Origin of the sequence: Paraburkholderia sp. RL17-337-BIB-A (assembly GCF_046025895.1) — a bacterium.
Taxonomy (GTDB): Bacteria; Pseudomonadota; Gammaproteobacteria; order Burkholderiales; family Burkholderiaceae; genus Paraburkholderia; species Paraburkholderia fungorum_C.
The window spans coordinates 1,363,548-1,377,091 of record NZ_JARESY010000001.1 but is presented as its reverse complement, the minus strand read 5'-3'; the positions used below and the strand labels follow the sequence as shown (position 1 = coordinate 1,377,091).

The window sequence follows — 13,544 nt, the reverse complement described above, 5'->3', positions numbered from 1 at the left end:
TAGCTCAACGGGTTGGGGCGTGTTGAGGGAGGTCCCCTTTACTCGACGTTAATCCGCGCCATGAAGTCGCAGGGTTATCGATCATTACATATTCAATTCACATTTATTACTGTGTAATTACTGTCATCCGACAGGGTGGTATCGCCGAATAGCGCATAACGCGCAATCGGCGCGTAACGATCCGGGTTCTTTAAATCCAATCGGAGGTAGCTATGGGCTACATGATGTGCATGTACACGAACGACTACGAGGAAACCCAATCACAGGCGAACTCACAAGAAGCTGAGGAGATCGACCTTGATGCAATTCTAACTGCGGAGGAGATCGAAATTCTTTCCAACTAAGTCAGGAAAGGGGGGAATTCGCGCCCCCCTTTTAAATGGAGTCTATCCATGCAATGTATCGTACCGGAACGTTCGGTTTCCCTCGCCGAGGCTGAAGCGAAAATCGATGTCCAACTGCGTGAAAACGCTGTGCGACTCAGCCTGGAGCGCTTCGGCGCGCCACTTTCAAGCACGGTTGTGACCCTGGACTCAGATGAATTCAATGAAAGTTGCCGAGGATGTGGAAAAGGATATGAAGACGAGGCTCGGGTCGGTGCGAAATTCGAAGCGTACGAACATCAGTATTCTCTGCAATATTTTCGAGCTGCTTGCGAACTCATGCCCTTTCCAACGGTAGCAACACAACCGGTCTTGGCCGGGATGCTGCCAGTCCAGATTCTTGCCAGGAACAATCCAACCCAACTTGGCACGATACGATTTAATGAGGAAGAATCCCTCCCCACTCTTCATTACCCCGCTTTTCTGATTGACTACAACCATCCATCAAACAGACTCACCGGGGATGACGCCGACTATCAACTTGGCAAACGCTATTCGTGCGGCACCGGCTTAGCGGCTGGGGTGGGGTATATCGAAGCCGCCATTCATGCGGTGAGTGAAGTGATCGAGCGGCATAGCGTTGGATGCTTTATTGCTCAGCATTTCTTCTACTCCTCCCAGCAAGCCGTTCGGGTTGTTTCGCCAGATTCATTACCCGATGACGTTGCCCAGGTATTTCATGATGCCGAGTCATGCCTGCATTCCAGAATCCAGTTGATTGACGTGACCAGTGCGATCGATTGTCCAGTCTATATCGCACGCTGCCAGGAAAGACATATTGCAGGTGTTCACGTGATGGGAGCGGGTTGCTCGATCTATGCCAGTCACGCAGCAACGCGGGCGATCAAGGAGTTGGTTCAACAACACCACATTGCTGAAGGTGTCGAGTGGGTGCGCGACGAGTGGCGGCGGCATATGCTGCATTTGAGTCCGATCCCCCGGCTTCAGCAATGTTTGGCGGCAGACCTCGATTCACAACAGGGAATCAAAATGAGCGAGGTGTCCCTCCCGGCGGATCCATCCATTCTGCCTCTCGCCGCACAACTTGCTTCACTTAAAGACAGGTGCCGGACCGCAGGACTTCCCATCTGGTCCAAAGAACTGCATACCGCTGAGCTAGGCATTAGCCTCGCCTGTGCCGCGATGCCGAATATGGAGAGATTCTCTATCGTATCGCTCGGCAACTACGTTGTTCCAACCTATAACTAGTCGGTCCTGAAAAATTCAGTTTGCGCATCAGCGCGTCTCCATGGGGCCAAAGAGGCCACAGTCTCCGTCTGCGCGGCGAGGCAGTGGAACGCCTGGATGTCAACGAAGGGGATCAGTGCCTTTGCAGACGGTTCCAGCAAGCCGGTGCTGGCGTGAGCGTGACAGTGACGAGCCACTGCAGCGTCGTGAGGATAAAAAATGCGGGCGCCAGGCGCAGACGAACGATTGCGCGCAGCAACCATCGCAGGTTGTACCCCGCAGCACACAGTATCGCGTGTAGCGCATCGCCAGCCTGCCCTTTAAGCCAGCAACGCCGCATGCCGTGATCATGCTTCACATGGCCGATGATCGGTTCGATCGCCTGCCGCCGCTTTAGCCAGCGTCGCTGCGTGCTCGTCAGGCTCTTGTGTTTACCGCGATGAATAAGTTGTACTGACGATACCTCATTATCGACCCCACGATACCCGAGATCGACCAGCACGGTCTTCGGTTGCGGCGTACCGGGCAGATCCTGCAACAGGATGGTGCTCTGTTCAAGTTGTTCTGCCAGCGTGTGGCCGTCGTATGGGTTGCCCGCGAACGTGCGCGCACCAACGATCAGCCCTTGTTTTTCCGTGATCGCAAGGCTTACCTTGACGCCGAACTCGTAGGGCTGGCGCGCCTTGCCTTTACCGATGCACTCGACTTCGGGCGCGTGCAGGGCGTAAAGCTTGTTTTTGTCCTTTGGACGTTGGCAGCAAATACGCCACGCCCGCTCCAGCCACACGCGCAGTTGTGCCTTGCGTTCGTCTGAGGCTCCAGAGAGCTTGCGTTCGATGTCGCGCAGTAGCCGTCCCAATACGGTGCGCTGACGTTTGAGTACACGCCGCAGTCGCCTGAACTGCTTCGCATGCGCATAGCCGCCGGCGCGGCGACGCAGCCGTTTGCCTTCACGTTCGTACGTCTGCTTCAATACAAGACCAGCGCGTTGCGCAAGTTGCACGAGTCTGGCCCGCGCCACCTCCAGCAGACGGCCGTCAGTCGGATACGCAATGGCCTTCTCCTGGACCGTCGTATCAACAATCACGCGCTCGAATTCGGCCGGCTTCACCGCCTTCATCTGCACCGCCGCCGTGATCGTCGTCGCGAGCAGCTCCTCGACACCGCCTTCGCCCAGCGCCTGCCGGAAACGCACCAGATTGGTCGGGTCGCATGGCAGATGTGGCTGAAAGTACTCCTCACCACAGAAGAACTGAAAGTACACGTCCTGCGCCCAGCGCTCGCACACCGATTCATCGCTCTCGTTATAAGTGTGCTTCAAATACAGCAGCCCGACCATCAGCCGCACTGGCAGGCGCGGACGTCCGGCCGCACTAACGCCACCGGCCAGTTCCTTAGAACTCACACCAAACAGGTCCGCCGCTTCGCTTAACCGGCCATCGCGTGAGCGCCGCACAAACAGGGGCGCGAGCCTCGCTTCGATGGCAGCCCACGGCATCCTCGTGGCCAGCACCGCAAGTGGGTGGCGCAGATCAATCATCGCGTCCAGACGGCTACGAAAAAAATCCGGTGTGCTCATCGGCCAAAACTCCCAGAATTTTTATCTCTTCGATAATCTTCCTGGGAGCCAGGTTATCCGAAAACCAACTGCTACGCCAGGCCAGACGGTGCTTCACAGGTTTTTGCAGATCCGACTAACTACATCTGAGTCGATCTGATGCCGGTAGTCAGGATAGGAAAAGACAAACAGCATGCAATCTATCTGCTAAGGGGCGAAGCCAATGCCTGGCTCGGAATCAGATCAAAAACGCATGCGCTGAGCCGGTATAGCGTCATTGAACCCGAGACCCTGCAAGGGCTAATACTGGCCGACTCAACCTCCGGCGACTTTCATTATTTTGAAGTCCTGCTCCCGAAACGCGCCAACTGGAAGCAGGCATTATTTGATCGCGCCAACCGGATAAAAGGGTTTGACATTCACTTTCCCTACCCGCCTTCAGGAGAGACGGGTGATGAATATATATGCCCAGATTCCTTCTGGACAGAATGCGCTACAGACCCAGACCGTCTGGATCAGGAGGAATCGCACTTCCGCTCTTTTACTATCAACGTCCTCCAAGATATCGTTTATCCCGGCTGTGTCATCTATGACCCCGCCTGTTCAACTGGCTCGTTTTCTGGCTATCTAAAGGCATCGCTACCCCAATGCATAGTTCTGGCATCGGACGCCTCGCTATCGATGACTCAGGCAGCGAGAGACAAAATAGATCGCGCATTTGTGTGCGATGCACTTCGTCCCGCATTGCGGGATAATTCGTGCGACATCCTGATTTGTCGCTTCCTGAACCATGAAGTGATGACAACCACGTTGGCGAATAAAATTTTTTCAAAAATGGTGCCGCTGATAAAGCACAACGGAAAAATCATAATTTATGGGCACACTCCAATTTTAATTGACGTCCCCAGGATCATTCAGAAATATGGAATGACACTGACATCAAGCCTTGCACACTCGGAGATTCCGAATGGTCTATTCCAATACTATATCGTCGGGTTTCACTGAGTTTGCAGGCGCACGTCCGAAAAAGAACTGGGCGCTGCAGAGCCTTCACCTGGGTCAGCTGAGTAACCGGCGCGCCTGTTCATCCGGCGCGCTTGTTTCGTCGGGCGCGATGTGCGCGCCAGCTGACCAGTGCGGCGAACGCCGCGGTCGCCGCATAGCCGGCGAGGCGGATGGCCGCTTCGCCCGGCAGACGCGAGACCATCACAACGACAATGACGATTGCAAGCAGAGCCACACATGCGATTGCCCATTTCATCTCCGTCTCCCCCGAGGTTTAATGTGCCGCCCGGGCGCGCCCGGCTATCCCGCCGTCTTACCAGGCATACCGCCAACGACTTGCCGCTCAAGCGGCAACCCCTCTGCCACTTCCGCGCGCCTGCTCCAGAATGAACTCGATAAAACTCGCGGCGGCCCGCGTGTGATGACGATTCGGCATATAGAGCATGTACATGTTCGTGCCGAAGATGCTTAGACGCCATTCATCGAGCGCCGTCACCACCTCCCCACGGCGCAAGTCGTCCTGTACCACGTAGTCAGGCACCAGACCGACGCCCAGGCCGGCCAGCACCGCCTGGCGCAGGAACAGAAAGTTCTCGGAAATGATCGTCGGCTCCAGCAGCACTTCGTGGCGCTCGTCGCGCAGATAAGCTGCCACGCGCAACTGCCTGCCGACCACCGCCGCTGTAATCAACGGCGCCGTACGCAGATCATCGAGCCGCGTCGGCATGCCGCGGCTTGCGGCAAAATCCGGCGAAGCACAGGCAACATATCGCACCGGCCCCATGTCGCGCGCGACGAGATTTTGCGGCGGCTCCGACATCACCCGCACCGCGATGTCGACCTCGTCACGCATCAGATCCTCGACGCGATTCTCGAACATCACATCCAGCACGATACCCGGATAAAGACGCTTGAATGCGATCAGCCAATCCGACATCACCAGTTGCCCATAGCCGCTCGGCACGCTCAACCTCACCCGCCCCTGCAAGCTCTGCCCGAGCGTGGTCACCGACTCGCGCGCGGCCAGCAGCGCGTTCTGGATCGTGCGGCCATGCTCATAGAGCTGCAGACCGATTTCAGTCGCTTCGACCCGGCGCGTGGTACGCCTGACCAGTTGCAGCCCGACCGAGCGCTCCAGTTGATTCAGGTGATAGCTCACATTCGCGCGGCTCATTTTCAGCCGGCGCGCGGCTTCGCTCAGGTTGCCCGCATCGAGAATATCGACCAGCAAGGTCAGTGAATTGACGTCCATGACGCATGCCTTTGTCAAAATAATTTTGACAGTCTGTCAACCGTCTATGCAATTGTCAATAAACCTTGACCAACCGACAATCGGAGAACTCGCCAGAGCCGGTATCCTCCAATCCACCTCGATCCGGCCCGGTAACAGACAGTCAGGAGACGACACGATGACCCAGAACGCTTCCGCCGACGTTGTGACGCGCGAATTGCGCGGCAAAGTCCTGCTGGTGACGATCGACCACCCGCCGGTCAACGCCTTGTCCGCCGACGTGCGGCGCGGCCTGCTCGCCGCCGTCGAAGCCGCGGATGCCGACCCAGCCGTGGAGGCCGTGCTGATCGTCGGCGCCGGGCGCAACTTCATCGCGGGTGCGGACATTCGCGAGTTCGGCAAGCCGCCGGTGCCGCCGTCGCTGCCGGACGTCTGTAACCGCATCGAAACCTGTACGAAACCCGTGGTGGCCGCGATTCACGGCGCGGCGCTCGGCGGCGGTCTGGAAGTGGCGCTCGCGGCGCACTACCGGCTCGCCGTGAATGGCGCGAAGCTCGGTTTGCCCGAAGTCCAGCTCGGCCTGCTGCCGGGCGCAGGCGGCACGCAGCGGACGCCGCGCCTGATCGGCGCGCAGGCCGCCCTCGACCTGATCCTGAGCGGCCGTCACGCCGGCGCGAAGGAAGCGCTCGCGCTCGGCCTCATCGACCGGCTGGGCAGCAGCGACGACATCCTCGCTGAAGGCCTCGCCTATGTGCACGAACTGCTGGCCGCTCACGCTCCGGTGCGGCGCACCCGCGACGCCGCGGCGCTAAGCGAGCGCGCAGCGAGCCTCGCCGCCGTCGCCACGGCGCGCGCCGATACGGCGAAGAAATCGCGCGGCCTGTTCTCGCCGCTCAAAATCGTCGATGCTGTCGAGGCCGCCATCGAACAACCCTTTGAAGACGGCCTGCGGCTCGAACGCAAATTATTCCTGGAATGTATCGACAGCCCGCAGCGCGCCGGCTTGATTCACGCGTTCTTTGCCGAGCGTGAAGTGCTGAAGGCGCCGGAAACGCGCGATGCAAAAACACGCGCGCTGAACCAGATCGGCGTGGTGGGCGGCGGCACGATGGGCGCGGGTATCGCCGTCGCCGTCCTCGATGCAGGCCTGCCGGTGACGATGATCGAACGCGACGAGGCGTCGCTCGCGCGCGGCCGGGCGCACATCGACAAGGTCTACGACGGCCTGATCGCCAAAGGCCGCATGAGCGCGGAGAAAAAAGCCGACGTGATGGCACGCTGGCACGGCAGCACTTCGTACGACGCGCTCGCCGAAGCCGATCTGGTGATTGAAGCCGTGTTCGAAGACCTGGCGGTGAAAAAAGCCGTGTTCGCCGAGCTCGATCGCGTCTGCAAAGCCGGCGCGGTGCTCGCCACCAACACGTCGTATCTCGACATCGACGCGATTGCGGCCAGCATCTCGCGCCCGGCCGATGTAATCGGCCTGCACTTCTTCTCCCCCGCCAACATCATGAAGCTGCTGGAAGTGGTGGTGCCGAAGCAGGTCAGCGCGGACGTGGTCGCCAGCGCGTTCGAACTCGCGAAGAAGCTGCGCAAGACGCCGGTGCGCGCGGGCGTGTGCGACGGCTTCATCGGCAATCGCGTGCTGGCGGTCTATCGCAGCGCGGCGGACGCGATGATGGAAGACGGTGCGTCGCCCTATCAGATCGATGCGGCCGTGCGTGCGTTCGGCTTCCCGATGGGGCCGTTCCAGGTGGTCGATCTAGCGGGCGGCGACATCGGCTGGGCCGCGCGCAAGCGGCGCGCGGCCACGCGCAATCCTGCGGCACGCTACGTGCAGATCGCCGACCGCCTGTGCGAACGCGGCTGGTTCGGCCAGAAGACCGGCCGGGGTTTCTATCTGTACCCCGAAGGTTCGCGCAGCGGCACGCCGGACCCTGAGGTCGAGGCCATCATCGACGCCGAGCGTGAACGCGCCGGCATCACGCCGCGCACTTTCACCGACGAAGAGATCATGCGCCGCTACATGGCCGCGATGATCAACGAAGGCGCCAACGTCGTGCACGAAGGCATCGCGCTGCGGCCGCTCGACGTCGACGTCACGTTCCTCTACGGCTACGGTTTCCCGCGCTATCGCGGCGGTCCGATGAAATATGCCGATACGGTGGGCCTCGCCACGGTTCTCGCGGACATCCGCGAGTTCGCCCAGGAAGACCCGCTGTTCTGGCAAGCGTCGCCACTGCTGGTCGAACTGGTTGAGCGCGGCGCCGATTTCGCAAGCCTCAACCAGATCGCTTGAGACGGAACGTCATCTGGCGCATTCTCGACCGGTGGGCGCCTGCCCGCCCGCCGGTATGCCGTGCATCGATCGGTACACCTGTATGCCGGTCCAATAAACCTCCAGGAAAGAACCCGCCATGGATCTGAACTTCACGCCTGAAGAAGAAGCTTTCCGCACCGACGTGCAGCGCTTTTTGCGTGACAGGCTCCCGCAGCGTCTCGCCGACAAGGTACACGGCGGCCGCCGCCTTACGCGCGACGACATGGCTGAGTGGCACGCCATTCTCAACGCGCAAGGCTGGCTCGCCAATCATTGGCCGAAGGAGTACGGCGGCCCCGGCTGGAACGCCGTGCAGAAATTCATCTTCGAGAACGAATGTGCCTTGGCGGGGGCACCGCGCGTCGTGCCGTTCGGCGTCAACATGCTTGGCCCGGTGTTGATCAAATACGGCAACGACGCGCAAAAGCGCCACTGGTTGCCGCGCATTCTCGATGGCTCTGACTGGTGGTGCCAGGGTTACTCGGAACCGGGCGCGGGCTCGGACCTCGCATCGGTCAAGACCACTGCTGTACGCGGCAGCGACGCGCAAGGCGAGCATTACATCGTCAACGGTCAGAAAACGTGGACCACGCTCGGTCACTACGCGAACATGATCTTCTGTCTCGTGCGCAGCGCCACCGACGTGCGCAAGCAAGAAGGCATCAGCTTCCTGCTGATCGACATGAACACGCCAGGCGTCGACGTGCGGCCGATCATCACGCTCGACGGCGAGCACGAAGTCAACGAAGTGTTCTTTACGGACGTGCGCGTGCCCGTTGAGAACCTCGTGGGCGAAGAGAACCAAGGCTGGACCTACGCCAAATATCTGCTCACGTATGAGCGCACCAATATCGCGGGCGTCGGCTTCTCGGTGGCCGCCTTCAACCGGCTGCGCAAGATCGCCGCGAAACAGCAGCGCCACGGCCGGCCGCTGGCGGAAGATCCCGCGTTCGCGGCACGCATGGCGCGCGTCGAGATCGATCTGGAGAACATGAAGACGACCAATCTGCGCGTGATCGCGGCGGTAGCCGGCGGCGGCGTGCCGGGCGCCGAGAGTTCGATGCTGAAGATTCGCGGCACCGAGATCCGCCAGGAAATCTCTTCGCTCACGCGCCGTGCGATGGGACCGTATGCGCAGCCGTTCATCGGGGAGGCCTTGCACGAGGGCTTCGAAGGCACGCCGGTCGGCCCCGCCGAAGCCGCAAGCGCGGCCTCGCTCTACTTCAACAACCGCAAGCTGTCGATCTTCGGCGGCTCCAACGAAATCCAGAAGAACATCATTTCCAAAATGATCCTCGGACTGTAAGGGGCGCATGCCATGAATTTCCAGCACACAGAAGACCGCCGCATGCTGGCGGATACGCTCAATCGTTTTGTCGCCGAGCAATACGCCTTCGCGACGCGCGACCGGATCGCGGGCTCGGCTGAGGGCTTTAGCGCCGAGCTGTGGAATCGCTTCGCGGAACTCGGCATTATCGGCGCGTTGTTCGATGAAGCAGAGGGGGGTTTCGGCGGCGGCGGTTTCGATATCGCTGTCGTATTCGAGAGCCTGGGCCGTGGTCTCGTGGTCGAGCCGTTTCTCGATACCCTGATGGTCGGACAGGCGATCGCGCGTGACGGCAGCGAAGCGCAGAGAGCCACGCTGGCCGAACTGATCGAAGGCTCGCGTCTGGTTGCGCTCGCGCATGGCGAGCCGGACGGCCACTACGAACTATCGCGCGTTACGACGCGCGCCGAACGCAACGGCAACGCATGGAAGCTGAACGGCGCGAAAGCGGTCGTTCAGCAAGGCGAGAACGCATCGCTCCTGCTCGTCTCCGCGCGCACGGAAGGTGCCGGCGATGCAGAAGCCGGCATCACGCTCTTTCTCGTCCCGCGCGAGACAGCGGGTGTCAGCGTGCGCGGCTATCGCAAGATCGACGGCGGCCGCGCCGCCGAGGTCACCTTCGACAACGTCACACTCGCCGATGACGCGCTGCTCGGCGCGTCCGGTGAGGGCTTCGCGACGCTCGAATACGCGATCAGTTGTGGCGTGCTGGCCTTGTGTTCCGAAGCAGTCGGCGCGATGGATGTCGCGAAAGACTACACGCTTGAATACTTGCGCACACGCAAGCAGTTCGGCGTGCCGATCGGCAGCTTCCAGGCATTGCAGCATCGCATGGCGGATCTGCTGCTCGAAATCGAGCAGGCGCGCTCGGCGGTGATCAATGCCGCGGCGGCACTTGGGGCCGAACGCACGGTGCGGGAACGGGCGGTTTCGGCGGCGAAATACAGTATCGGCAGGATTGGAGCGAGGGTCGCCGAGGAATGCATTCAACTGCATGGCGGTATCGGCATGACGTGGGAATTGCCGCTTGCTCACTACGCGAAGCGCCTCGTGATGATCGATCATCAGCTTGGCGATGAGGATCATCATCTCGAACGGTATATCGCGCTCGGCAGAGGCTGCTGACGCAAGCGCTCGTAGAAACACATCCTTGGCGTATGGCCGACCCGTGCACTTCGTGCGGCTACAGCCCCCAAAAGACCTCGGCGTGTTCCTACAAGCGCTTGCGGCAACCGTCTACGAAAAGAACCCGAACAATAAGATTGTGGCTTTCGTATCGACGAAATCTCAATCGAAGCACATAGAACCTCGCTCAGCGATCTCGAGATTCTGTCATCACGCGTATAACGAATTTATAAAACCGAAGGGGGTGTACCGTTAATGCGCCATATCCGTGATGCACGTCGCGCGGTCCGCTCAATTCGCATGCTTTCTTTATCAGGAAGCTCACCCTTTATACAAATGATTTAGATGCAGGTCGATATCATCGCTCCGCTTGATGCCACTGCGTTACAGCCAGGCGTCATTCTTCGGAGAAAAATCATGTTTGAAACTGGCAAAGAGTATTCTCGGGAAGATATTCATCGAGTAACGGGAGGATGCAAACAGGCATTCTTACCTGTGAAGGGCGGTAAGGTCGTCGCCGCGCGATTGCGTCAGGACCTCAATCCGTATGCCCCGGATGTGATCGTCTGTGATAGCAGCGCCGCTGCACGTGCGGCCGGCCGAACGCTTGCGCGACAGACCGACCCGCTTCCTGTTTTTGTCCGAACAGCAACGGACCGATTCCGTTACATGGGCGAGTACATCACTGATGAATCGTTTACTGCGCCAGTCGACTACGCAAAATACGTGGAAAACACCGGCTTTAAGCTTGGTCAGATTTCGCGCGTGATCAAGATGAAACGCCGTTGATCTCAACGGGGTCTTCGATTCGTAAGCGTCTCTTCGCCGGCTGGGTTGTTGCTCGTGCCCAGCCGGCGAACCTCAAGTCATCGTTGACTGCGTCTCACATGGCGTATATACAGGCGATTTAGGACATCGCGCGGGACGGCATATGCACAGAATCGGTTTCGTCGTGTTCCCCGATTTCTATCTGATGGGCTTTGCGGCAGTCACGGCGTTCGAACTCGCAAACCTCGTGCTCGATGAACCGGCGTACGAAGTGACGGCTCTTTCGGAAACGGGCGGAATGGTGCCGACCTCGTCAGGAATTCGGGTCGAGACGCAACCTTTCGGCGACGCCATTTTCGATACGGTGATGTTCGGTTCGGGTCTTGAAACCGACGTTGCGTCCCCCGCACTGAGCGATTTCATCAAACGTTCGCTCAAGACATCGAGGCGTATCGCGGCTCCCTGCACCGGCGCTTTCATACTGGCGGCAGCGGGCGTTCTGGACGGCCGGCGCGCAACAACCCACTGGCGATTCGCGCGCGACCTGCAACGCCGCTTTCCGAAAGTGATCGTCGACGAAGATCAGATCTTCGTCGTGGACGGACCGATCTGGACATCGGCGGGTATGACCGCCACCATCGATATGGCGCTTGCCATGATCGAGAAGGATCACGGCAAGGACGTGTCGCGCACGGTCGCGCGCAAACTCGTCGTCTACCATCGGCGCGCGGGCGGCCAGTCGCAATTCTCCGCGTTGCTCGAACTGGAGCCGAAGTCCGACAGGATCCAGAAGGCCATCGACTACGCGAACGCCAATCTGCGCAACCCGTTGTCCGTGGAGGAGCTCGCCGACATCGCGAGCCTGAGCCCGCGCCAGTTCAGTAGAGCCTTCACCGCGGAGACCGGCCAGTCGCCTGCCAAGGCCGTCGAGCACCTGCGCGTGGAAGCCGCGCGGCTGATGCTCGAGCAGGGGCGCCATTCGATGGATGTGATCGCCGATGAAGTCGGCCTGTCCGACCGCGAGCGCATGAGGCGCGCGTTCCTGCGCACACTCGGCCAGCCGCCGCAGGCCATTCGGCGCTTCGGCAGGCAAAGTCGCCTGCCTGCGGAGCAAGCCGACCGTACCCAATTCAGAGATGCCTGACGAAGACGGCATGCTGGTGCCTTTCGCCCGATCGGACAGCGAGAAAACTTTGGGCCAGACCGCCAGATAGTCATCAACGCCAGGCAATCAATGCACAAATAGGGTGCCAGTTCCGCATGCACGGGTGCGCGCCGTCACTGGAACAGGGCAGACACCCACTGCGACGCCGCGAAATGCGGCGATTGCCGTTTGGCACGCTTCTCGCTATACAACGATGGCAAGGAGCCGGCGCATCATCCGGTTTGCACACAATCTGGAAATGGACGGCTAGGGTTCCGGCCTGCTTCACGCAGGTGCTGGTCCGAGAGCTGTCGACCTCAGGCGAGGTTACACGGCGGGATAAAAGCCCGGGAGAGAACGCGATGTTTGCGCTGCTCCCTGCCGTCGCTAACCGTCCCTTCCGAGGTCAATCTCATGCGCAAGCTCGTCCGCTTTCTCGGTATCGCTGCTGTCTCCCTCGCCTCCCTCGCCTCAACTTCCGCATTTGCCGCAGGCCGTACCGACTTCAAGGTCTGCTGGACCATCTACGCCGGCTGGATGCCGTGGGGTCAGGCAAAGACCCAGGGCATCGTCTCGAAGTGGGCCAAAAAATACGGCATCAACGTCGATGTCGTGCAACTGAACGACTACGTCGAATCCATCAATCAGTACACCGCCGGCAAGTTCGACGGCTGCGCGATGACCAATATGGATGCGCTGACCATTCCGGCTTCGGGCGGCGTGGATTCGACTGCGCTGATCGTCAGCGACTATTCGAACGGCAACGACGGCGTGCTCATCAAGGGCAAGGGTAAGCAGATCGCCAACCTGAAGGGCCAGCAGATCAATCTGGTCCAGTTCTCCGTTTCGCACTACCTGCTCGCCCGCGCCCTCGAAAGCGCGCATATGAGCGAGCGCGACCTCAAAGTGGTGAACACGTCCGATGCCGACATCGCCGGCGCGTTCGCAACGCCCGCGGTCCAGAACGCGGTGACGTGGAACCCGATGCTCGCTGATCTGAAGGCGCAGCCGAACGTCACCGAAGTCTTCGACTCGAGCAAGATCCCCGGCGAAATCATGGACATGATGGTGGTCAACACCAAGACCCTGCATGACAACCCCGCACTCGGCAAGGCGCTGACGGGCGCCTGGTTCGAGATGGTCGCGCTGATGCACGCCAACAGCGCCGACAGCACCACCGCGCTCACTGCGATGGCCAAGGCATCGGGCACCGATCTCGCAGGCTTCAAGGGCCAGTTGTCGACCACCGCGCTCTTCTACACGCCGAAAGCCGCGCTCGATTTCGTCACCAGTCCCGACATGCCGAAGATCATGACGCGCGTTGCCAGGTTCTCGTTCGATCATGGTCTGCTCGGACAGGATGCCAAAAGTGCGGACGTGGTCGGCATGGCATTCGACAAAGGCGTCGTGGTCGGCAACAAGAGCAACGTCAAGCTGCGTTTCGATCCGACCTACGTCGAAATGGCGGCGGCCGGGAAGCTCTGAGCCAAACATC

11 protein-coding genes and 1 riboswitch are annotated in these 13,544 nt (G+C 60.0%); of the genes, 8 read left to right on the top strand and 3 right to left on the bottom strand.

Annotation, left to right across the window (positions count from 1 at the left end; all coding sequences use genetic code 11):
• The first annotated feature begins 392 nt into the window (after positions 1–392).
• Positions 393–1,592 carry a YcaO-like family protein gene (locus tag P0D84_RS06415; protein ID WP_408333722.1) on the top strand — a complete coding sequence of 400 codons (1,200 nt, stop codon included), beginning with the start codon at positions 393–395 and terminating at the stop codon, positions 1,590–1,592.
• Positions 1,593–1,704: 112 nt separating this feature from the next.
• Here the strand turns inward: P0D84_RS06415 and P0D84_RS06410 are convergent, their stop codons facing one another.
• Entirely contained in the window at positions 1,705–3,150 is a 1,446-nt protein-coding gene (locus P0D84_RS06410; RefSeq protein WP_408333720.1) for an IS5 family transposase, read from the bottom strand.
• A gap of 138 nt (positions 3,151–3,288) precedes the next feature.
• Here P0D84_RS06410 and P0D84_RS06405 point away from each other — a divergent pair, with 138 nt between their 5' ends.
• On the top strand, positions 3,289–4,134 hold the full coding sequence (locus P0D84_RS06405) for a class I SAM-dependent methyltransferase (RefSeq protein WP_408333718.1): 846 nt from the start codon (positions 3,289–3,291) through the stop codon (positions 4,132–4,134).
• A gap of 79 nt (positions 4,135–4,213) precedes the next feature.
• Here the strand turns inward: P0D84_RS06405 and P0D84_RS06400 are convergent, their stop codons facing one another.
• Positions 4,214–4,390: a hypothetical protein gene (locus P0D84_RS06400; protein ID WP_408333715.1), complete on the bottom strand. Its 177-nt coding sequence runs from the start codon at positions 4,388–4,390 to the stop codon at positions 4,214–4,216.
• 87 nt (positions 4,391–4,477) lie between these two features.
• The gene (locus tag P0D84_RS06395) at positions 4,478–5,386 is read right to left on the bottom strand and encodes a LysR family transcriptional regulator (protein ID WP_408333712.1); all 909 of its coding nucleotides are present in this window, start codon (positions 5,384–5,386) and stop codon (positions 4,478–4,480) included.
• 157 nt (positions 5,387–5,543) lie between these two features.
• Between P0D84_RS06395 and P0D84_RS06390 the strand changes: the two genes are divergently transcribed.
• From P0D84_RS06390 to P0D84_RS06365, 6 genes are all read left to right on the top strand, one after another.
• On the top strand, positions 5,544–7,664 hold the full coding sequence (locus P0D84_RS06390) for a 3-hydroxyacyl-CoA dehydrogenase NAD-binding domain-containing protein (protein ID WP_408333709.1): 2,121 nt from the start codon (positions 5,544–5,546) through the stop codon (positions 7,662–7,664).
• Positions 7,665–7,782: 118 nt separating this feature from the next.
• The gene (locus P0D84_RS06385) at positions 7,783–8,991 is read left to right on the top strand and encodes an acyl-CoA dehydrogenase family protein (RefSeq protein WP_408333706.1); all 1,209 of its coding nucleotides are present in this window, start codon (positions 7,783–7,785) and stop codon (positions 8,989–8,991) included.
• A 12-nt stretch (positions 8,992–9,003) separates the two neighbouring features.
• The gene (locus P0D84_RS06380; protein ID WP_408333703.1) at positions 9,004–10,137 is read left to right on the top strand and encodes an acyl-CoA dehydrogenase family protein; all 1,134 of its coding nucleotides are present in this window, start codon (positions 9,004–9,006) and stop codon (positions 10,135–10,137) included.
• Positions 10,138–10,554: 417 nt separating this feature from the next.
• Positions 10,555–10,926 (top strand): hypothetical protein, encoded by a 372-nt coding sequence (locus P0D84_RS06375; protein WP_408339702.1) that lies wholly within the window; start codon positions 10,555–10,557, stop codon positions 10,924–10,926.
• Between the two features lie 142 nt (positions 10,927–11,068).
• Complete coding sequence (locus tag P0D84_RS06370; protein ID WP_408333700.1) at positions 11,069–12,049, top strand: GlxA family transcriptional regulator; 981 nt, start codon at positions 11,069–11,071, stop codon at positions 12,047–12,049.
• Positions 12,050–12,305: 256 nt separating this feature from the next.
• A riboswitch (guanidine-I (ykkC/yxkD leader) is annotated at positions 12,306–12,405 on the top strand.
• 58 nt (positions 12,406–12,463) lie between these two features.
• A complete protein-coding gene (locus P0D84_RS06365; protein WP_408333697.1) occupies positions 12,464–13,534 on the top strand; it encodes a putative urea ABC transporter substrate-binding protein in 1,071 nt (356 codons plus the stop codon).
• The last annotated feature ends 10 nt before the right edge of the window (positions 13,535–13,544 follow it).